The sequence below is a fragment of the Sphingobium sp. FG125 genome, from assembly GCF_057809795.1.
This window is the reverse complement of sequence record NZ_JBMDKQ010000002.1, coordinates 178521-200049: the sequence shown is the minus strand read 5'-3', so window position 1 is coordinate 200049 and position 21529 is coordinate 178521. Positions and strand designations below refer to the sequence as shown.

General features: G+C 63.0%; 18 protein-coding genes. 11 read left to right on the top strand and 7 right to left on the bottom strand.

The features are described from left to right. Positions 1 to 11: 11 nt before the first annotated feature. The 6 genes from ACODSR_RS02645 to ACODSR_RS02620 form a co-directional block, all read right to left on the bottom strand. A complete protein-coding gene (locus ACODSR_RS02645; RefSeq protein WP_489073489.1) occupies positions 12 to 1112 on the bottom strand; it encodes an NAD(P)-dependent alcohol dehydrogenase in 1101 nt (366 codons plus the stop codon). 108 nt (positions 1113 to 1220) lie between these two features. Continuing rightward, positions 1221 to 3689: a TonB-dependent receptor gene (locus tag ACODSR_RS02640; RefSeq protein ID WP_489073487.1), complete on the bottom strand. Its 2469-nt coding sequence runs from the start codon at positions 3687 to 3689 to the stop codon at positions 1221 to 1223. A 57-nt stretch (positions 3690 to 3746) separates the two neighbouring features. After that, positions 3747 to 5840 carry an acetate--CoA ligase family protein gene (locus ACODSR_RS02635; protein WP_489073485.1) on the bottom strand — a complete coding sequence of 698 codons (2094 nt, stop codon included), beginning with the start codon at positions 5838 to 5840 and terminating at the stop codon, positions 3747 to 3749. Further along, positions 5837 to 6622, bottom strand: coding sequence for an enoyl-CoA hydratase-related protein (locus tag ACODSR_RS02630; protein ID WP_489073483.1), 786 nt, complete (start codon positions 6620 to 6622; stop codon positions 5837 to 5839). The genes ACODSR_RS02635 and ACODSR_RS02630 overlap by 4 nt, the downstream gene beginning before the upstream one ends. 290 nt (positions 6623 to 6912) lie before the next feature. Then, entirely contained in the window at positions 6913 to 7821 is a 909-nt protein-coding gene (locus ACODSR_RS02625; RefSeq protein WP_489073481.1) for a LysR family transcriptional regulator, read from the bottom strand. 54 nt (positions 7822 to 7875) lie between these two features. Next, positions 7876 to 9378 (bottom strand): acetyl-CoA acetyltransferase, encoded by a 1503-nt coding sequence (locus tag ACODSR_RS02620; RefSeq protein ID WP_489073479.1) that lies wholly within the window; start codon positions 9376 to 9378, stop codon positions 7876 to 7878. Positions 9379 to 9664: 286 nt separating this feature from the next. Here ACODSR_RS02620 and ACODSR_RS02615 point away from each other — a divergent pair, with 286 nt between their 5' ends. From ACODSR_RS02615 to ACODSR_RS02600, 4 genes are all read left to right on the top strand, one after another. Next, positions 9665 to 10333, top strand: coding sequence for a TetR/AcrR family transcriptional regulator (locus ACODSR_RS02615; RefSeq protein ID WP_489073477.1), 669 nt, complete (start codon positions 9665 to 9667; stop codon positions 10331 to 10333). Positions 10334 to 10441: 108 nt separating this feature from the next. Beyond that, on the top strand, positions 10442 to 11257 hold the full coding sequence (locus ACODSR_RS02610; RefSeq protein ID WP_489073475.1) for a TauD/TfdA dioxygenase family protein: 816 nt from the start codon (positions 10442 to 10444) through the stop codon (positions 11255 to 11257). A gap of 21 nt (positions 11258 to 11278) precedes the next feature. Further along, positions 11279 to 12139: an SDR family NAD(P)-dependent oxidoreductase gene (locus ACODSR_RS02605; RefSeq protein ID WP_489073473.1), complete on the top strand. Its 861-nt coding sequence runs from the start codon at positions 11279 to 11281 to the stop codon at positions 12137 to 12139. 28 nt (positions 12140 to 12167) lie between these two features. Beyond that, positions 12168 to 12725 carry a nuclear transport factor 2 family protein gene (locus tag ACODSR_RS02600; RefSeq protein ID WP_489073471.1) on the top strand — a complete coding sequence of 186 codons (558 nt, stop codon included), beginning with the start codon at positions 12168 to 12170 and terminating at the stop codon, positions 12723 to 12725. A gap of 59 nt (positions 12726 to 12784) precedes the next feature. Here the strand turns inward: ACODSR_RS02600 and ACODSR_RS02595 are convergent, their stop codons facing one another. Further along, positions 12785 to 13597: a hypothetical protein gene (locus ACODSR_RS02595; RefSeq protein ID WP_489073469.1), complete on the bottom strand. Its 813-nt coding sequence runs from the start codon at positions 13595 to 13597 to the stop codon at positions 12785 to 12787. Positions 13598 to 13728: 131 nt separating this feature from the next. Between ACODSR_RS02595 and ACODSR_RS02590 the strand changes: the two genes are divergently transcribed. The 7 genes from ACODSR_RS02590 to ACODSR_RS02560 all read left to right on the top strand — a co-directional run bounded on the left by ACODSR_RS02590 (position 13729) and on the right by ACODSR_RS02560 (position 21528). Further along, positions 13729 to 14985 carry a glycosyltransferase gene (locus tag ACODSR_RS02590; protein ID WP_489073467.1) on the top strand — a complete coding sequence of 419 codons (1257 nt, stop codon included), beginning with the start codon at positions 13729 to 13731 and terminating at the stop codon, positions 14983 to 14985. Continuing rightward, positions 14982 to 15920 (top strand): hypothetical protein, encoded by a 939-nt coding sequence (locus ACODSR_RS02585; RefSeq protein ID WP_489073466.1) that lies wholly within the window; start codon positions 14982 to 14984, stop codon positions 15918 to 15920. The genes ACODSR_RS02590 and ACODSR_RS02585 overlap by 4 nt, the downstream gene beginning before the upstream one ends. Next, positions 15917 to 16462: a DUF2141 domain-containing protein gene (locus ACODSR_RS02580; protein ID WP_489073464.1), complete on the top strand. Its 546-nt coding sequence runs from the start codon at positions 15917 to 15919 to the stop codon at positions 16460 to 16462. The genes ACODSR_RS02585 and ACODSR_RS02580 overlap by 4 nt, the downstream gene beginning before the upstream one ends. Before the next feature lie 3 nt (positions 16463 to 16465). Further along, the gene (locus ACODSR_RS02575) at positions 16466 to 17641 is read left to right on the top strand and encodes a glycosyltransferase (RefSeq protein WP_489073462.1); all 1176 of its coding nucleotides are present in this window, start codon (positions 16466 to 16468) and stop codon (positions 17639 to 17641) included. A gap of 120 nt (positions 17642 to 17761) precedes the next feature. After that, the gene (locus ACODSR_RS02570) at positions 17762 to 18859 is read left to right on the top strand and encodes an endonuclease/exonuclease/phosphatase family protein (RefSeq protein WP_489073460.1); all 1098 of its coding nucleotides are present in this window, start codon (positions 17762 to 17764) and stop codon (positions 18857 to 18859) included. Next, positions 18859 to 20031: a TonB-dependent receptor domain-containing protein gene (locus ACODSR_RS02565; RefSeq protein ID WP_489073458.1), complete on the top strand. Its 1173-nt coding sequence runs from the start codon at positions 18859 to 18861 to the stop codon at positions 20029 to 20031. The genes ACODSR_RS02570 and ACODSR_RS02565 overlap by 1 nt, the downstream gene beginning before the upstream one ends. A gap of 15 nt (positions 20032 to 20046) precedes the next feature. Beyond that, positions 20047 to 21528 (top strand): phospholipid carrier-dependent glycosyltransferase, encoded by a 1482-nt coding sequence (locus ACODSR_RS02560; RefSeq protein WP_489073456.1) that lies wholly within the window; start codon positions 20047 to 20049, stop codon positions 21526 to 21528. The last annotated feature ends 1 nt before the right edge of the window (position 21529 follow it).

Below are 21529 nucleotides of genomic sequence, written 5' to 3'. Positions count from 1 at the left end.
TCATTACCCCGTTACGGCCGCAGAACCGGCTTCAAGACATGGCCCTGCGCAACAGCCTCAACCGCGCTGTTAATCTCATCCAGCCGGTAGAAGCGGATCAGGCGGTCAAAGGGAAAATGCCCCTGACGCCACAAGGCAATGAGCTGCGGAATGAAAAGATCGGGCAAACTGTCGCCCTCCACTATGCCCCTGATCGTCCGGCCAAGCACGATGCTGTTAATGTCGAGCGATGCTTCAGCGCCCATTGGCGCGGTGCCGACCAGACCGCATGTGCCGGTGACCTTCACGCACTCCACGGCCTGGCGGACGACCTTCGGCACGCCGGTACATTCGATCGCAAAGGCGACGCCCTGATCGTCGGTCAGGGCGCGGATCGCGGCAACAGGGTCGGTTTCAGCGGCGTTAATCGCATCGGTCGCGCCAAGTTCGAGCGCCAGATCGAGGCGGGACTGATTGAGATCGACCGCAATGATCCGCGCGCAGCCAGCAACGCGGGCGCCGAGCACAGCGGCCATGCCGACGGAACCTGCACCGAATATGGCGATGCTGCTGCCGGGTGGTGGCCGAAGCGCGTTGAGCACCGCACCCGCGCCGGTCTGAATGCTGCAACCCAGCGGTCCCATGATGTCGAGCGGAACGTCCGGTGCGATCTTCACCACATTGCGTTCGCTGGCAATGGCATAGCCTGCAAAAGAGGATTGACCAAAAAAGCAGCCGCACAGGTCACCGCCGTCATGCCCGCGCAAGGTGGCGCCGCCGGCAGGACGAATGCCTGCGTAATTGCGCACTGCGAACGCTTGACAATAAGCGGGCCGACCGTCCCTGCAAGCCGCGCACTGACCGCAGGATGCAAATGTCAGGACGACATGGTCCCCCGGCACTACCTTGGTCACAAGCGGCCCCGTCCGTTCCACGACGCCCGATCCTTCATGACCAAGCACGGCCGGTAAAGGATAGGGAACCGTCTGGTCGCGCGCGACCAGGTCGGTGTGACACAGGCCCACGCCGACAATGCGGACCAGCACTTCATCATCTCTGGGCTGATCGATCTGAACCGTCTCCAGCGTGAACGGTCCCCCGGCGCCGCGGACAACCGCTGCTGTTATTTCCACGCGCTCTTCCTCATATCCCTGGACTATCAACCCTGCGGCTTTCATGCCGTCCTGCGCGGTAGGGGGGAGAAGGCCAGGCCGCGGGGCTGGCCTTCTCCCTGCAATATCTCAGAACCGGCCGGTGAACTGAATCTGCACCGTGCGCGGCAGCGCTGCAAAGCCGACCACGTCTGCATGGACGCCGCCCGCCGTGCCGGAGCCGCTGCCGGTGCTGGGGCCATCGGCCATGCCCGACACATAGAAGCGGTTTGTCAGATTCTTGCCGATGACGGCGACTTCCCAGCGATCATCTTCGCTGCCGATCCGAACCCCGGCATCAAGTTGAACATAGGAGCCGATCCGCGAATAGGGATTGCCGAAACCCGATACGATATAGCTGTCGCTATAGCGCGCATCGGCGGATAGCCCGAACTTCAGGTTCGACCCGATCGGGGTTTCATACCGCGTCCCAAGCGAGGCCGTCCATTGCGGGGCGTTCGCGGTCGGCTTGCCGCTTAAATCCTGGAACGGCGCACCCCCCAGAGGATTGTTGCCAGCCGATGGCAAATTGCATCCCTCACTGCTTTTCTGGCCTGAAAAGCAGGGCGCTATGAAATTCTTGTATGTCGCCTTGTTGTAATTGACCGATCCCTGGATCGAAAGGCCATCGATTGCGCGTGGCGCATATTCAAATTCGACCTCGACGCCCTTCGATTGCGCCGCGCCGGCATTATAGGTCTGGAAGGCGAAAATCTGCGAGTTGAAGAAGTCGACCTGAAGATCGGTAAATTTGAACGAATAGAGGCCGACGTTGAAACGCAGCTGCTTGTCCAGAAGTGTCGTTTTCGCACCGACTTCGAACCCCTTGGCCTTTTCCGGCTTGAAGGTGAAATCCTCGATCGGATTGGGGGAGAAGGCGCTGTAGATGCCGCTGTTGGAAAAGCCGCCCGATTTATAGGCGGTCTTGTAGGCGGCATAGACCATCAGGCCTTGCTGCGGTTTCCAGGTCAGCGTCGCTTCGGGCGACCAGTTGTTGAAGCTCTGGTTCGCATTGGCAAAGGTGTTCGGCCTGAACACGCCGGCATAGGCAGCGTTCACATAGGGCTGGACGAAATAGCTGTCCTTGGTCTCGTGGGTGTAGCGGACGCCCCCGGTTGCCTCCAGCGTGTCCACCAGCTTCCACATCACCTGCCCGAAACCGGCCAGCGTTTCGCCCTTGGTTTCACTATTCTTCTGGAAGGTAACGTAGCGGTTTTCCGGTGCCGTCAGCGAATTTTCGACCGCGAAACCGGTCGCCCCCGCCGTCAGCACCCATTGATCGAACACGCGCTTGGTCTTTTGATACAGTCCGCCAACCATCAGGTTGACCGGCCCGTCATAGCTTGTAAGGGCGCGCAATTCGGACGAAACAGCGCGCCACTTCGCATTCTCGGTCGCCCAGGTGCCACGATTGCTCGACTGGAAATCGCAGGCGCAGGCCCAGCTATTTCTGTTTTCCTGATAGTTGGTGACGGACGAGATGGTGACGTCATCCATTTCATAGTTGATCGCGCCCGTCACCGCGAAAGAACGATACCGGTTATAGAGCGATCCATCATCCTTCGCGAAGGGCAGGTTCGCGGCGATGTCGACGGGAATCGCATTCTGGTGCGTGACGAAACCCTCCTTGCAGGGGACGGCCGGGTTGAGCGAACTGGAACCCGTGGCGCAATTAAAGGGGACATAGTTCCAGGACGAATTATTCGTCTCGCTCCGGGTGCCGGACAGTTTGAGCGTCGCGGTCAGCCGCTCGTCGGGCGTCCATTTCAGGGTGACGCGGCCAAGCAGTTCCTTTTCACCCGGCTGGTCGCGCGGGGCGGGCTGGGCGACGTGAGGCGTCAGCGTGCCGGTGGCAATGTCCAGCGTGTTGAGCGTCACCGGATCAGCGACATTCTTGAAATAGCCGCCCCACATTTTCGATCCGCGCACGGCCACGCGAATACCCAGCGTGTCGGACAGCGGACCCGATGCGATCGCTTCGACCTGCGCCTGTTCGGAACGGAATTCATAAGCTGTGCGGACCTTGAACTCCCAGTCTGGCGTCGGGTCGGCGGTCGTGATCGAAACGACGCCGGCGGTCGCGTTCTTGCCGAAAAACAGTGCCTGTGGACCTTTCAGTATCTCCAGCCGTGCGAGGTCGAAAAAGCCCTCGTTGATCACGCGGCCCTGACCATAGTAAACACCATCGACCACCACGGCGACCGACTGTTCGATGCCGATCGATGTTGCCGAGGAGCCGATGCCGCGCAGAGTAAGCGTCGCGCCCGACCCGTTGGAGGCCCGCCCGACCGAGAAGTTCGGCGTCGATGCGGCGACCTTTTCCAGGTTGGTGAGGTCCTTCTGCGCAATCTGCTCGGCCGAGAGGGCGGTCACGGCGACGGGTACGTCCTGCACGCTTTCCGATCGTTTGCGCGCGGTGACGACGATGTCCTGAAGCCCGCCCTGGGATTGATCGGCGCTGGTTGCATCGGCTTCATTCGCCGCGACCGGGCTGGCCAGCACGCAAGCGAGCGCCAATGCACTGCCTGCGAGTGTGAGATTTGAGATTATTCTGTCCATTTTTTACCCCTCCATGATGATATATTATGCAGCCCTGCGCAAAATGGTGCGGGTGCTTTACCCGTCGCTCCAGACCGCAAGGGCGTCCAGCGCCTCGACCCCATCGCTGCGCGCCAGCAGTGGATTGACCTCCAGCGTGACAAGATCAGGGCCAAGCGCCAACGCTGCGTCGCCTATCTTGCAGATTGCGTCCGCCACTGCGGCCAGGTCCGCCGCCGGTGCGCCGCGATAGCCGTCGAGGATGCGTCGGGCGCGCAGCTCGTCGAGCATCGCGCGGGCATCCGCCTGATCAATCGGTAGCAGGCGCAGGCTGGTGTCGGCGAGCAGTTCGATCCACACGCCACCCAGGCCAGCGGCAATCACCGGCCCCCAGGCGGACTGCGCGGTTCCGACGAACAGTTCGATGCCACCAGGCCGCATCGGTGCCACCAGACATCCATCGATCGCTGCATCCGGGTAGGCCGCCCGCGCGGCTGCCATGATCGCGGCAAAGGCGTCCCGAATGGCAATCTCGCTATCCAGGTTCAACCGGACGCCGCCAATATCGCTTTTGTGCTGGATGGCGGACGAAGCGATCTTGAGCACGACGGACCCCCCAATGGCCCGCCATGCCTCGACCGCCTCGTCCGCTGTCGGGGCGCGCCTGACCAGAATGACTGGCGCGCCCTTAGCTTGAAGATAGGCAAGTGTTTCATATTCCGACGCCGGTCGTGCGGCGCTGATGTCCGGTTGTCTGCAAACGTCGGTATCTCGCTTGCCTTGCCTGACGCGCCGTTCCGACCAGCGCTGCGCGGCGGCAAACGCCCGAACCGCAAGGTCAAGGCCGCCGGTGACGGCCGCTATGCCCAACTCCGCCATCAGCTTTTGCGAGAAGGCACCCACTGGCCGGATCGCCTGATTGATCATGATGCCGGGCGTTTTTGACGCTGCGAGGCCTGCCCCGATACAGGTCAGCGCCGTCCGATCGACAAAATCCCCGCCATCGCGCGGCAGGTCATAGACGCAGGCGGTCAGCCCGATCGCCGGATCGGCGGCGAGGATGGTCAATATGCGTTGGAAGAGCGCGGGATCGCGCACCGCAGCGCCCGTCACGTCGAGCGGATTGAAGATCGCGCCATAGTCGGCGATCACCGCCTGCAATGCGGCGCGCGTTTCGTCCGCAAAGGGCGGCAGGGCAAGGCCCGCTGTCTCGGCCGTATCGGCGATGATTTCGCACGCGCCGCCAGAAATGGAGATGATCGCGACGCCGCCCTCGATAGGTCCCGTGTGCACCAGCACCCCCGCCGTCACCACCAATTCCTCGATGGAGGTGACGCGGATGATATTGTCCTGCGCGCATACCGCGTCGAAGATGCGGTCATCGCCGGTGACGGAACCGGTATGCGCCTGTGCCAGCTGGCTGGCGAGTTCGGTGCGTCCGACCTTGAGGACGATCAGCGGCTTGCCCGCTGCCGCTGCCTTGCGGGCGGCAACGCGGAAGGCGGCGGGATCCTTGATCGTCTCGGCAAATACCGCGATGACCCGTGTAGCCTCGTCCCCGGCCAGATAGTCGATCACCCGCGCGGTATCGAGATCGGCCTCATTCCCGGTCGCAATCGCATAGCTGAGGCCAATGCCCTGCTGCTGCGCGAAGTTCGCGATGACATTGGTGGTCGCCCCGCTTTGCGAGACGATGGCCAGATGCCCACTCAGATAATCGTTGCCCACGGGAAAGGGCGAAACCGGAATATGATCGGCATAGTTGATGAAGCCCAGGCTGTTTGGCCCCAGCAACGTCACGCCCCTGTCGCGGGCATAGGCAATCAGCCCCGCCTGCTTCTGGATCCCGTCCGCGCCTGTTTCCGCATAGCCGGAGGACAGGATCAGTGCATGGCGGATGCCCGCTTCCGCGACATCTTCAAGCGCGTCGCGCACCGCATCGGTCGGGACGAAAATATAGGCAATATCCGGCACGGCAGGCAGGTCGCGGCAGGATGTCATCGCCGCGCACCCATGGGCGGGGGTGCCGCGCTTGTTGACCAGCCAGACCTGCCCTTCATAGCCCATCGCGCCGAAATTGCCGTGGATCAGCTGCGACCAGGCCGATTTGTCGGTCGCCCCGACCAGCACGACCGATCGCGGCCGGAAGAATGTGTGGAGATTGCCGCTCACCGGCCGATCCATTGCGGCGCGCGCTTTTCGATGAAGGCGCGGGGGCCTTCCTTGAAATCCTCCGACCGCATCAGCAGGTCCAGCGCGCCCTGCATGGCCAGGATCGACTCCGCTTCGGTCACATCCTGCGTGGCCCGCGCTATTTTCAGGCTTTCGCGCACCGACAGCGGCGCGTTGGCGGCGATCTTGCGGGCATAGTCCAGCGCGGTTCTGAGCACGTCACCGTCCGGCACGACCGCGTTGACCAGGCCCAGCGCATAGGCCCGCGCGGCATCCACCGGCTCGCCCACAGCGATCATCTCCAGGGCGATGGCGCGGGGAATCTGGCGGGGCAGGCGATAGATGCCACCCGCGCCTGCGATCAACCCGCGCTTCACTTCCGGCAGGCCAAGCACCGTATTCTCACCGACAATACGCATGTCGCAGGCCAGCGAAAATTCCAGGCCCCCACCCAGCGCGCTGCCACGTACGGCAACGATCCACGGCTTGTCGCGCCTTGATTCGACAAAGCCCCCAAAACCGCCATCGGGCGTACTCAAATCTGCCGCGCGTCCGGCCGCGACTTCGGCAAGGTCAGCACCCGCGCAAAAAGTTGGCCCCCCACTCGACGTCAGCACCACAACCCGAACCGACGGGTCCGCTTCCGTTTCCTTGACGATGGCGTCGAGCCGCCGTGCCACCGCGCCATTGACGGCGTTGCGCTTTTCGGGACGGTTCAGCGTCACGACGGCAATATGCTCATCGACGCGCTCCAGCAGGACGACGTCGGCTTCATCAAACATAAAGGCACTCCGAAGGGTCAAAGCGTGGCCAGACGCGCCGATGCATTCCCTCCCTCCCCAGTCAGGCGAGAAGGCGCTTCCAGCAAAGCAGGCCGAAATCATGTGCGGGGTCCGGGCAAGCCGCAGCTTGGCGGCAAATCAGTGCAGGGTTGCTTTCATATATGCTCTCCCAATTTCATTTAGCCGTTGCTATCCGCTATGCGGGTCGGCCTTTCTTATTATGCGACGCTAGGGCAACCGGGCCGATCCTGTCTAATATGGATAGAAAGCTTCTTGATAAGAAATCGCTATCAAGCCGCAACCCGCAGGGACTGGGCAGCGAAATTCCACAACGCCGTCACTGCGGGCCGACGGTCGCCGGTGCGACGGACAAGGTTGAGATTGAACGACAGCGAAGGCTCGTCGAGCGCAAGGACGGAGAAATTGTCGGGCATGTGCGGCACGTCGCGCTGCCATTCGCCGATCAGCACGGGTACGCCCGTGCGTTGGCCAAATTGCAGCATGGCCGTCAGGCTCGATTCCGGGAGATAGGTCAGTGATATGCCTGCGGTTTCCAAAATAGGTGCCACGGAATCGTGAAAGGCCGGATTGACGTTGCGGCGAAAGATCGCGACTTTTTCCCCCGCAAAAGCGGACAGGGTCAGGGGCTGGGGCGTCGTTCCGGCACGCTCGACCGGAACAAGCAGCCCTAGCCCATAGCGTCCGAGCACGAGCGCCTCGCTATGTGGATCGACATGCGGACCAACCGTGAAGGCCATGTCGATTTCACCCTCGCCCAGACGCTTGAGTAATTCCAGCGTCCAGGCATTATGGATCTCTATCTCATAGCGCGGATGACGGGCCAGAAAGCCGTCGATAATCGCAGTGCGTGTCGGCATGTCCGCCGAAAAGTCGGGCGCGCCAAGATTGAGATAGACCGCCGCCTGATCGCGGATACGCCGGGCCGTTGCGGTCGCACGCTCTGCCGCCACCAGATAGTCCTGCGCGACCGGCAGGAAGGACTCGGCCTCTGGCGAAACGATGACAGCACGGTTGCGGTTGCGATCGAACAACTGGAAACCCAGTTGCTCCTCCAGTCGCCGGATCTGGACCGAGAGCCATGGCTGTGCAATCCGCAGCCGTTCGGCCGCGCGCGTGAAGGAGCGTTCATTGGCAACCGCCACGAAACACCGAACCAGCCGGATGTCGAGATCGTTCATCGACTCTCTCCCCTTTTTGACCGCGCGCCGTCGGCGCATTTTATGCCGGACACTTTAGCGGCTCCAGACGATCCTGTCCTGCACTCTCACCGCCTGGCCGGATGACCCGACTGGCTGCTTGTCCTCCGCCATCAGGAAGGACAGCATCGCGCCATCGTCATGTGGGACATGCGCCAGGAACCTTGCGCCGTCGGGTGCGCGGGCAACCAGCGTGGCATGGCGCGGTTCGCCGTTGCGGTCGAATGGAATGGTGAAGGTTTCGATGACGCCTTCCCCCTCATAATCTTCCAGCAGGTCCGGCACCGCGCCCCGTCGCCGGTCAGCTTCCGCCTGGACATTATAATCCTGCGGGAACGTGCCTGCTGGCACGGGGCGCCGTGTGAATAGCAGCGAATGGCTGTGCGTGGCATAGCCGCCATTGGCAACGATCAGGCCATGTTCGCCCTCGCTCCGCAGCTTGCGCACCATTTGCGCGGCGGCGTGCATCATGCAGTTGCCGATAGGCCCGCCCCCGAACGTGAGGCCGCCATAGACGCTGGCCGGCCGGTCGAGCGGCCAATCCAGCACCCGGCGCGCCATTTTCGGGATGCAGGGAAAGCAGGAATAGAGTTCGACATGGTCGATATCGCCGGGGGTCAGCGCATTGCGTTCGAGCGCAGCCGTCACGGTTGTTTCCAGACTCGCCGAACGGGCGAAGCTGTCACGCCTCAGGAAATCCTCATCCTCATGCGCGGCAGCGCCAGCCCCCACATAGACGATCCGTTCTTCTGGAACGCCCAGATTCCGTGCCATGGCAAGGCTGGCGACGATCACCGCCGCGCCCATATTAACCGATGCGTTCGCGACCATCAGCTTGGTGTAAGGGAAGCTCACCATGCGGTTGTTCGGATTGACGTCAGCAATATCGTCAGGCGACACCGCCCCGCGCATCCAGGCGTGGGGATTGGTGGCAGCAACGCTCGAAAAGGCCGACCATATCTGCGCTGTTTCGCGCTGCCCCTCGGCCAGGCTCTGCCCCCAGGCGGCGCGTGTTGCGTTCTCGTAGAGCGGATAGACATCGATCGGCGTCAGCAGGCCATATTTGCGCGCCAGCGGCCCGGCCAGTGCCGCCGCGACCTCCGCGACAGAGCTTTTGGGCGGCGTCCGTCCCGCCGCCATATCGGCCTGCGCCCGCTTGGCGGCGGTCCGCAGCGCTTCTGCCCCGACCACGGCTGCCAGCTGGATCTCGCCCCGGCCAATCAGGTTGGCGGCATCATTGATCAATTGCAGCGGGCCGTCGCCGCTGGCCTCGAACGTCTTGACGGCGCGAAGGGGCGGGCGTGGCAGCCGGGCGGCGAGATCGTCCTGTGGGGCAGGATTGGGAAAGGATATCTGGTCCTCCACGCCCAGCCAGTCGAGCCGATCCAGAACCGGCACGCCCAATTCCGCTTCGGCTTCCCGCAACGCTGCCAGCATCAAAGCGATCGAATCCAGTCCTTCGACGTCGATTTCCGGTCGATCGCAAATCTCGCCCACTGCAATCAGCACCGGGATCCGGCGCGCGTCATCCTGTTTCACTCATCTCTCCTTGCTGGTCACTGCCGATCAAACGCGGAGGATCGGAACGTTACCTGCTCTGGTCCGGGCAGTTGGGATGATCTGCAAATTACGGCATGACGAGACGCGCGGCTCCTAGTGTTTTGGGGAGGAACGATGAAGCGTGAATCCTTTAGCGCTGATGACATATGACGGGGATGAAGGGGAGCTTGCATTTGGACCAATTCGCGCTTCAACAGCCCGATCCCGACCTCCCTGATTGGCTCGCACCCCGCCATCGCGTACAGACTTTCCGGCAACGTCAAATATGGGATCGGAATATTTTGCCTTGGCCAAGCGCGTTTCAGAAGATGCCGCTGTGAAGGCGACGCCGCAAAAGCGGCGCTTCGGCACGGATAAATCGGCCACCCGCACCCAGTTGCTCGACGCTGCGCTGGCGCTGATGGTGGAGGAAGGATATGCCGCCGTCAGTGGTCGAAAGGTGGCGGCCAGGGCGGGATTGAACGCCTCGCTCATCCACTATTATTTCCCCACGTCCGATGATCTGCTGGTGGCGGCTTACCGGCGCGGTGCCGAACAGAGCCTCGAACGCCATCAGGCGGCGGCACAGTCGGACGATCCACTGCGCGCCTTATGGACGCTCAGCATCGACCCCAGCCGCACGGCCCTCGCCATGGAGTTTATGGCGCTGGCTAATCATCGCAAGGTCATAGGCGAAGAAATTGCGCGCTATGCCGAACATATCCGCGCTGTCCAGATTGCAGCGATTGAACGCCATCTGGCCAATAGCCCTGCCAACCTTGGGCCATGCACGCCCGCCGCAGCCACTGTCTGTCTGGCCGCGATGGCACGATTGCTGGTGATGGAGGAAGGCGTCGGCATCCTGTCGGGGCATGACGACGCGCGCAAGCTGATGGACTGGCTTCTCACCAGACTCAGCCACCGCCCGGACGATGAATCGCGCGAGAGCGCGTAGCCACCCGCCATTTCTTGACCGCCACTCGTATGTGACGCTAATCATGTGCTTAGCGCCACATACGAGTGGCGGCTCTATGGCTGCCCGGACGGGAGAGATGAGATGCCGATGGCGGAACAGACCGGCTTTAAGGTCAGAAATCTGGCGCCGCGTATCGGCAGTGAAATCGTGACGGACGTGCAGACACTGCTCAGTGGCGCTTGCTCCGCGCACATTCGCGCATTGCTTGAGGAACGGGGCGTGGTGGCCATTCGCGGCCTCAACCTGACGGACGATCAGCAAATCGCCTTTACCAAAACGATCGGCACGATTGTTGAGGAAAAGGCCTTCAAGATCACGATGGACCCTAAGGAAAATCCGGTCGCCGAATATATCAAGGGTGCCTTCTACTGGCATATTGATGGGACGATGGGCGACGTCCCGATCTTCGCATCGCTGATGAGCAGCCGCAAATTATCGGACACGGGCGGCCAGACCGAGTTTTCCAACACCTATGCGGCCTATGACGATTTGCCCGAAGCGGAGAAAGTGGCGCTCGAAAAGCTCAAGGTCGTCCATATGTTCGAAGTGTCGCAGCGCTATGTGCAGCCTGAACCAAGTCATGAGCTGCTGAAAAGCTGGCAGACATTCCAGCCCAACGTCCTGCCGCTCATATGGACCCATCGCTCAGGTCGTAAATCGCTGGTGCTGGGTTCCACGGCTTCGCATGTCGAAGGGATGGACCTTCGCGAAGGCTGGGCGTTGCTGACCCGGCTACGCGATTATGCAACGCAGCCCCAGTTCGTCTATCGCCACGAATGGACGCTCGGCGATCTCGTGATCTGGGACAATACAGGGACCATGCACCGCGCGCTGCCTTACGCCATGGACAGCGGGCGAATGATGCATCGCACCACCCTGGCCGGTGAAGAATCCTTCGCCTGACATGATATCGGGGAACATCTGATGACAGCCCGTCCTGTAGCCGTGGTGACCGGCGCCAGTCGCGGCGCAGGGCGCGGCATCGCCATTGCTTTGGGCAGTCATGGCTGCACGGTCTATGTGACCGGTCGGTCCGAAAAAGCAGGCGATCATCCTCTGCCCGGCACGATCTGGGAAACAGCGGACGCCGTAACGCAAGCCGGGGGCAGGGGTATCGCCGTCCGCGTCGATCATGCCGATGACTCTCAGGTAGAAGCGCTTTTCGCACGCGTTGCTGAGGATGAAGGCCGTCTCGACATCCTCGTCAACAATGCCTGCGCCCTGCATGATGATCTGACCGCTCCCGGCAATTTCTGGGAAAAGCCGCTGGGCATTGCCGAAATGCTCAATGTGGGCCTGCGGAGCGCCTATGTCGCCAGTTTCCATGCGGCTCCTCTGATGGTGGCCCAGCGGCACGGCCTCATCATGTTCACGTCCGCATCGGGCGCTGCCCATTATTCCTTTGGCCCTGCCTATGGCGCGCACAAGGCGGGACTGGACAAGTTCGCGGCGGACATGGCCGTCGATCTCCGGCCCTTCAACGTCGCTGCCCTTTCGATATGGATGGGTGCGCTGCTGACGGATCGCTTGCGCATGGTCATCGCCTCCGACCCGATCAAATATAAGGATCTGGAAGCGGCGACCGAAACGCCCGAATTCACCGGACATGCCATCTGGGCCTTATATTCCGATCCTGCCCTGATGGACATGAGCGGCCAGGCGGTGATCGGGGCTGAGATGGCGGTGAAATATGGCTTTGCCGATCAGGGTGGCCGGCAGCCGCGTTCCTGCCGCGACACGCATCAGGTTGCGCCGCGTCAGCAATATCCGCTCATCTTGCGGTAGCGAAGAATAGCATCGAAGGAGGATCGCCATGGACGATATGCAACTGGCCCAACTGGGTCGTGACGTCGCCTATCTCAAAGACAGGCTGGCGATCCAGGACCTGATCGCACGCCATGCGCGCGGGCATGACCGGCATGACGTCGATCTGCTGACCAGCGCCTATCATGAGGATGGCGTCGATGAACATGGCCATGCCATCAACCCTGGCCCGCTCTACGCCCAGTGGTCGAACGCCGTCCACGCCGCCGGTTCGGATCAGCACCTCCACAATATCACCACCCATCTTTGCGAGATTGATGGCGATGTCGCACATTGCGAAAGCTATGTGATGGTGTCGCTGCTGGATCGTGGCGGAAAGTCCGCGCGGATCATCAATGGCCGCTATATCGATCGGGTCGAACGCCGCAATGGTGAATGGAAAATCGCGCTGCGACGCTCCACCGTCGATACGCTGATCACGGGAGACGCGTCGATCCTCCAGCATCCCAAATTTGTCGAACAGGGCTATACAAAAGGCATGCGCGACAAGAGCGACGTCTCCTATCAACGGCCGCTATCGCTCGATATGCCTGTTACTGTATGGTGATGTGGTCCGGGTTGTAGCCATGCCATCGCGCATTTTACATCGCGAAGCTACCTTGGCGCTTATTCCCGTTGGCCGCCATTCCAGCGGATTTCGCTCGCCGCGATGATCGACTGGCCGCGCATGATCGACCAGAGGCGATGGGGTGTTTTGGGGTCCCAGTCGATCGCCTGGCCTTCTGTGGCTATGGGGATGGTGGCCAGCAACTCCAGCGTCGATCCGGCGCTTGGCAGGCGCATCGCATATAGCTCCGGCCTGTCGTGGCCCGTGACATAAAGTTGCCCGTCCGCGCCCCAGCTCATGCCCGAACAGCTGAATGGCGCAAAGCGCCCCAGCACCTCGGCGGGAAACAGCCAGCCACGCAGTTGCCGGAAATCATCGTCAAGCTGCACCAGCGTCGTATAGCGATGGTCGCGGTCGGCTTCCCTGCCTTTCCCGTCATAATTGGCGAACATCGCCCACCATGTCCCGTCATGCCGATCTAGCGCGGTCAGCGATCCCGGCCCCATGCCCAGGCTGATGCTGCGGACATGGCGCAGGCTTTTGGTATTGAAGATTTCGATGGCGCTGGTCTGCGGCACGGCGGGATAGTTGGACGCAGCGCATATCAGTTCGCGGCCTACCACCGTGCAACTGTTCATATGCGGAAAAAGTCTCCGGTCGCCCTTCCACTGCGCGATGCGGACGCCGTCGCTGATCCGGTATTTGCCGATCCGGTCATTGTCGATGGCATAGATATGGACGCCATCGGACGCGACGCCCTGCCGCGCTTCCTCGGCCGCTATGCGCAAGGTAACCGGCGCGCTGTTCGCAGGCGGCGGCGCGTCGACGCCCTGAAAGGCAAGCAGGAATGGCAGGAGGAGAGGCGTAAGCATGACCGACCTATATCCCGAACTTTGTGACGGGTTCATGATGGGTGCAATCATGACATGCTATTCGTCCAGACTTCATCATTCCGTCACGAATAGTGCATCAGCCTGTTATGAATGTCCGACATGGGCGGGTTATGCAGTGCTTCCGTCAGCCGCTATCGCCAAACGATAGAGCTATCGTCGATAGCAATAGCGAAGGCAGTTCGCCGCCGCATGTCCTGGTCTTTCTTCATGCCCCCGGACCAGGCGGAGTCGAACGCATTGCGCTGCGGCTGATCGCGGGCTGGCGGCGGGCCGGGATGGACGTGCGCCTGATGCTCGGCAATCCGGCAGGGCCGATGCAGCATGACCTGCCGCCCGATTGCGCCACCCAATATCTGCCATCCTGGCCGCTGATCGGTCGCCGTCTGGCTAGCGTCCGCCTCCTGCTCGCGACATTGCGCGCCATTGATGCGGACCGTCCCGACATTCTGTTTTGCGCAGGCAATGTCTATGCGATCGTTGCGGTGCTGCTGAAATTGCGGCTGGGGGGGCGCTGTCCGCTCATTCTGGCCAAGATCAGCAACGACCTGATGCGATCCGATATGCCGGCGATCATGCCGCCCTTCTATCGTCTCTGGCTGCGCATACAGGGCAGGGCGATCGACCATTTCGCTGCTCTCTCCGATCCCATGGCGCAGGAAGTGACGGCGCGGATGCGCGTCGATCCCGCGCGCGTGCATGTCGTCCCCAATCCGGTGCTGGCCCAGGTCGATCTGGATGCTGTTGCGGCACCGCCTTCATCGTCATTGCCGCGACAGGGCAGGCAGTTCGTGGCCGTCGGTCGGCTGGAGCGGCAGAAGGATTATCCGCTCATGCTGCGCGCTTTTGCCACGGGCAGCGGGCCGGACGACAGGCTGACTATCTTCGGGGAAGGCCGCGCGCGCCTTCAGCTGGAACGCTTGGCCGACCGCCTAGGTATCGCGGCGAAAGTGCGTTTCGCCGGGTTCAGCGCAGATATTCGTCGCCAGTTGCCACACCACGATGTGCTGCTGCTCTCGTCCCGCTATGAAGGGCAGCCTGGCGTTCTGGTCGAGGCGCTGGCATGCGGCCTTCCGATCATCGCCACCCGCTGCTGCGCGAGCATGTCCCCCCTGTTGGACGATGGCGCGCTCGGCACGCTGATCGATGACGGCGATGAAGCCGCATTCGCCGATGCCATCCGCACAGCACACCGGGACAGGCAGGACCGCCCGCGCGCCCGCGAAAAGGCGGCGGCGTTCACCATCGAACGCGCCGTCCCCGCCTATCGCGCGCTCTTCCATCACATGCTGGCAACGCCCGCGCACCAGCAGCGCGCCACCCTTGCCAGGCCCCGTTCGCAATCCCCTCTGGAGGCGCAGCTATCATGAGCCATGCCGATGCCCTTTCCCCGCTGATCCATGCGCCGGGCGCAGGCGCGATGCTGGACCCGACCCCGCTCGTGCGGTCCGGCCGCAACTGGACGGCATGGTTCGGCCCGCTCATCTCCTTTGCGATACTGGCGGTCGTGTTCGTTCAGATCGGCTCGTTCGATTTTCACAAGCTCATCGCGATGCTGCCGCGCACCCCGCTTTTCTGGCTGGTGTTCGCCGTGACATACAGCCTGACGCCGCTGTGCGACTGGGTCATCTTCAACCGGCTATGGTCGATCCCGGCCGGTGGCCTGTCGGCCCTGTTCCGCAAGCGGATCAGTAACGAATTGCTGCTCGGCTATGTCGGCGACGTCTATTTCTACGCCTGGGCGCGGCGGCATGTGACGATGGCCGGATCGCCCTTTGGCGCGGTCAAGGATTCAGCGATATTGTCGGGGGTGATGGGCAATATCGTCACGCTGGCGATGCTGCTCTTCACGCTGCCGCTCCTGTCATCGCTGCGGCTGGCGATGGACGGGCGGGCGCTGGGAATATCCCTCACCATCCTTGTGGTGACCTCCTTTGGTCCCATCCTGTTCAGTCGCAAGGTGTTCAGCCTGCCCTGGCCGGAACGGCGGATGGTGGCGGGGGTGCATCTGGCGCGGATCATCGCCAATGTGCTGCTCTATGCGACATTGTGGCACCTGCTGCTGCCCGATGTCGCGTTGAGCTGGTGGTTCATGCTGTCGACGCTGCGGCTGGTCCTGTCCCGCCTGCCGATGGTGCCGAACAAGGATGTGCTGTTCGCAGGCGTGGCCGTATTTCTGGTCGGGCGTGAGCTGGAAATTGCGCAGGTTTTGGCGGTGATCGCCAGCCTGCTGCTCGCCGCGCATCTGCTGGTCGGGCTGATCCTGGGCCTGAGCGGCCTTGTGAAACAGCGGAGGCAGGCATGACTAACCTGACCCTTTGGGCAACCAGCATCATCGCCGCCGCAGCGATGCCGACCATCCCCTCGACCCCTGATCTGGGTAAGGCGGAGGCGCGCTGTCGCCCCGGCGAAAACGGTCCGTCCTTGCTGCTCGACATCGTCGGCCTCAAGGATCGCGAAGGTCGCCTGAAGGCGGAAGTCTATCCCGCCAACGATCAGGACTTTCTTCAGGACGACAATATCCTGATTTCTCAGGGCAAGATTTTCCGCCGGGTCGAGGTGCCAGTCGGACAAGGCTCCGCGCAAAACGGCTATAGCGCGCAAATATGCGTCCGTGTGCCGGGGCCGGGCCGTTATGCGGTCAGCGTGCTGCATGATCGCGACGGCAACCGGAAATTCGGGCTTTCCGTCGATGGCGTCGGTTTTGGCGGCAACCCGAAACTGGGCATGGGCAAACCCAAGGCTGCGTCGGCCACGCTGGTCGTCGGCACCGGCCCTACGCGCGGGCGGATCATCATGAATTATCGCCGGGGATTATTGTCCTTCGGCCCGGTCAAGGCGCTTTAGGCTATGCGGATCGTCGATATATGCGCTTTTTACGCGCCGCAGGGCGGGGGCGTAAAAACCTATGTCCGGCACAAGATGCTGGCAGGGCCTGTGCGCGGCCATGAAGTCATCATTCTTGCCCCCGCCGCGCAGGCGCATGTCGAATATTTCGGCGATCATGGGCGCATCGAATATGTGCCGGGTCGCCGCTTCCCGCTCGACGGGCGCTATCATTATTTCCATGACGAAGCGGCTTTGCATGCCCGGCTGGATGCCCTGCGTCCCGATCTGGTGGAGGCATCGACCCCGTGGGGCAGCGCATCGATGGTCGCCAACTGGCGCGGCGATGTGCCACGCAGCCTGATCATGCACGCCGATCCGCTGGGCAATTACGCCTATCGGTGGTTTCGCAGCCTCGCCAGTCGCGAGCAGATCGACCGCGGGTTCGACTGGTTCTGGCGACATCTGCGGCGTCTGGACGCGCGCTTCGATCATATCGTGTGCGCCAGCGACGAACTGGCGACGCGGCTGGAAAATGGCGGTTTGCGGCATGTCGTCACCAACCGCATGGGGGTGCAACCCGGCATATTCTCGCCCCGGCACCGCGACCCGGATCTGCGGCGACGGCTGCTGCAATGGTGCGACCTGGATGATGACGCGCTGTTGCTGTTCGGCGCGGGCCGTCACGCCCCGGAAAAACGGTGGCCGATGATCATCGAAGCCGTAACCGCCTGCGGCTTCGATCGTCCGGTCGGCCTCGTCATTGCGGGCGATGGGCGCGCGCGCGCCAGCGTGCAACGCGCAGCTGCCGACAACCCGCATGTCCGGCTGATGGCACCGGTCACCGACCGCCATGCCTTCGCCAGCCTGCTCGCCAGCGCCGACGCGCTGGTCCATGGCAGCGAATCCGAAACCTTCTGCATGATCGCGGCAGAGGCGCGGGCCAGCGGCATTCCGATGTTCCTGCCCGACGGCGGGGCGGCGGCGGATCATCTGGTGGCGGGTGCTGGCCATCATTACCGCGCGGCGGACGCATCCAGCCTGGCGGACGCCATTCGCCTGTTCCTGACGCAGGGGTCAGCGGAGCATCTCGCCAACGCCCGCTCAGCCGCCGCCGATACGCGCACGATGGACGCGCATTTCGCCGATCTCTTCACCCTCTATGAAGGGACCAGACGGAGCCTTCCGCTCGCTGCATGACAGTTACTGGTCGGATCAGTGACGCTGCCGCCATGGAACTTTCATCATATTGCAGTGCGGAAGAAACGCCCACGACTCATTGGCGGGCTATGACCGCGCCAGCCATTGGGGGGCATCATCATGTACAAGACTATGCGAGCCATGCTGTTTGCAGGGCTGGTCAGTTTCGTCGCGACCGGATCGACCAGCAGCAGCCTGCCATACCGTCTCGATATGGCGCAGCTATTGCCGGACGGCGGCAATACGACGCTCTCCATGATGACCTATAATATCAAGGGTTTGCCCTGGCCGCTCGCCTTTGATCGGGATGCCGCACTGGCGCGGATCGGCGGGCGTCTGCGCGCCCTGCGGCAACGGGGGCAGCAGCCCCATATCCTGTTGTTGCAGGAAGCCTTCACGCCACAGGCGGCAGAGATTGCGCGCACGTCCGGCTATCGGCACATGACCTTCGGACCGGATCGGCTGATGCGTTCGCGGATCGCGCCTGCAACGGCGGATCAGGCGTTTCTGGATGACGCCCGGTGGGATCGTGGCGAGGCGATGGGGAAGCAGACCGACAGCGGCCTCATCATCCTGTCCGATTATCCTATCGTGCGCGTCCAGCGCCTGGCCTTCCCCGATTTCGCCTGCGCCGGGTTCGATTGCCTCGCCAACAAAGGCGTGGTGATCGCCGACATACAGGTGCCCGGCGAAGAGAAGCCCGTCGCCATCGTCAATATCCACCTCAACGCGCGCAAGGCGTCGGGCGTCTCCGTGGCGCGATCGCTGGCGGCCTATGCGCGGCAGGTCGATCTGACCGCCCGCTTCATCGCCAGCGCCGTCCCGCGCGACCGCACGTTGATGATTGGCGGCGACATGAATATCGGCGGCAATGGCGATCGCACGCGCATTTTCTTCGACAGCTTTTCCCGCCATGGCCTGTCGTTCGTGGCAGCGGGGCAGGGCGGCGCGCAGATCGCCCTGCAACAGGCTGCGATCCCCGCTCCGCAGGCGCGTGACGACCTGATCCACGCGACCCAGCGTCGCAAGGACTGGATCTTCGCGCGCGCCGGGCATGGCACCGCGCTCGTCGTGAAGGGCGCGCATGTGCCGTTCGGGTCGGAGCCTGACGGTCGGCCGCTCTCCGATCATTTCGGCTATGTCATCGCCTATGACCGCCAGCGCCCGCAACTGGCGCTGGCCGATGCCAGCCCTGCGCCGAAAGGCGAGTATCGCTGATGCGCAGCTTGTATCTGCTCGGCCTGGTTGCGCTGGCGCTCCAGGGCGGCACCGCATCGGCGCAGGACATATTCGTCGACCAAAGCATCAGCTTCACATTGAAGCCTGCGATCCGGCGATCGCCCCTGCTGGAGGCGCGCAGGACCAACCCCGATTATGGCTGGATCGGCGCGATCCGCGCGCTGCCCGGTGATGAGCCAGACCATGTCGTGGCCCTGCGCCTCCAGCGCCAGAGCCGCCGGTTCATCGGGGCGCAGGCGGATATTTTACCCGCTATGGGCGCATCAGGCTACGATAACCGCCCGCGCAGTCGCACGCGGATGCTTTCGGTCGAGGATCATTTCGCTCTTTCCGATCAGGTCGCGATGACGCTGGGCTTTGCGGGGCTGAAAGTCAGCAACCGCAATGCCAATGTGACGATCGGCAGTGGTGATGATCGGCTGCGCGCGCGGGACTGGTTCCTGCCCCACGCCGTCGTCCACTACCGACCCACCCCCGCAATCACGCTGTCGATGGACTATAACGAGTCCATGCGCGCCTATGGCGATACCGGCTTTACCGGCCCGCTTGGCCTTTCGCGCCCCGATTTCGAAGCGTTGCGCCGCTCCCTCCGCCCCGAAAAACGCCGGATCGCGTCGATCGGCGGCCAATGGTCGGGCGGGGACATGACGGTCACGACCAGCCTCTATCGCGCCGACATCCGCAACGGCCTGTCCTTTGCCGATCGCGCCTATCTGCCCACCAATATCGGGTCTGCCCGCCTGTTGGGCATCAAGATGATGGCCCGGCATCAGCTGACGCCGCATCTCGACTGGTCCGTCCGCTATCAGCAGGCGGCGGTCGAAACCATGACCGGGCGATCCGTGCAGGAACGGGAAATGGCCCTCGCAGCGGCATGGGCCAGCGGGGCTTGGCGTGTCGCGGCGCAGGCATCGCGCACCGGTCGCGCGGCACTGGCCGCTCTTGGCACCCAGCAATCGCCGCTGCGCGCCGAAGGCAGTATCGAATATACGCCCGTGCAACAGGGTCGCCAGCGATTGCGCTTTGCCGCGCGCTTCATCAATCCCAGCCGCCTTGTCAGCATCGGCCTGTCCGGCCCGACAGCGATGGGCAGCCTCCATGCCGTCGATCAGACCCGCGCCGTCATGTTCAGCGCCGACATGGGCTGGTAAGCATCCGGCCCTCACATGACCAAGGCTGTCCGCATACACCCCCTGTATGTTTTCCTGCTATTGCTGGGCATTGCGGTCTTCCGACCCGTTGACCATGATGAAGGGCAATATGTCGCCGCTGTGGCATTGATGCGATCGGGCCTGCCCTATCGCGATTTCGCCTATCTCCAGACGCCGTTGCAACCCCTGCTTTTCGCCCCACTGGCCTGGCTGTGCGAGGGCTGGCTGTTCCTCGCCCTGCGCGCCGTCAACGCCCTGTGTGCGGCGGGGGCGGCGGCGCTGTTATACCAGACCGTATGTCGGGTGGGAGGGTCTCTGCGCAGCGCCGGGATTGCGGCCATGGCGCTCGTCACCAGCCACGCCTTCCTGTTCGCGGCCACGGTCGCGCGGAACGATGCCCTGCCTTTGCTCCTCCACATGGCCGGTCTAGCGCTGCTCATCGACGCGCTCGGCACGGGACGCCGCCCGCTATTCTTCATGCTCGCCGGGCTTTTGCTGGGCGCGGCGGCTTCTGCGAAGATCAGCTATGGCCTGCCCGCCGCCGCCATAGGCCTGTTCGCGCTGGTCAATATCCAACGGTTCGGCCCGATGAGCGTCCTTGCACTGGCGGCGGGCGGGGTCGCGGGTGGATTGCCGACGCTGATCCTGTGGGCGATCGCGCCGGATGCGGCCTGGTTCGGCATCATCGACTATAGCCTGAAGGCGCCGCTGGAATGGCAGATGCTGAACCAGCGCGCCTATATGGTGGAAACCCCGCTCAGCGCGCTGCGGCTGCTGCGCTTTCTGGCGCAGGGATCGGCGCTGCTTGCGCTTGTCGCGATGGGGGTGTCCATCCTGCGTCGATCCGCAAAAACCTCCATGACGACAGCTCTGCTCGACAGCGTGATCCTCGCTGGCTTGATCGCGGCGTGGCTGCCCCGGCCCATTTATGTGCAATATCTGGTGCCGCTGCTGCCTGCGCTGTTTCTTCGCTTCGGCCTGATGCTGGACGATCCCCGCTGGTCGCGCCCCGCCGCCATTGCGGCCCTGATGCTGTGCATGGCGGCAGGCATGGCCGAAACCGCCATCCGTATCGCCCCGAACATCGCGCGCGCCCACAGTCCGATCCTGTCGGCGACCCATGATGCCCATGCAATAGGGCAAAGCGTGCGCGCCACGGGCATCGCAGGCCCGATCGTCAGCCTGGCCCCGGAACGGGTCGTCGACAGCGGCCTTCCGCTCGATCCGCGCTTTGCCGCCGGTCCCTTCCTGTTCCGCACCCGCGACCTGCTCACCCCGGCGCAGCAGGCCACCTTCCATGTGCTGAACGGCGCAAGCGTCGCGAACGGCCTGACCCGCCATCCCCCAGCCGCGATCGTAACCGGGCAGGAGAGCGCACCGTCCCCCGCCAGTCCGCAGGGGCTCGATTCATCCCTGATCGCCTGGGCACGCGCGCATGACTATCGCGCCACAACGCTGCCGTCAGGGGAGGGGACGCTATATCTCCGGTCGGAATGAG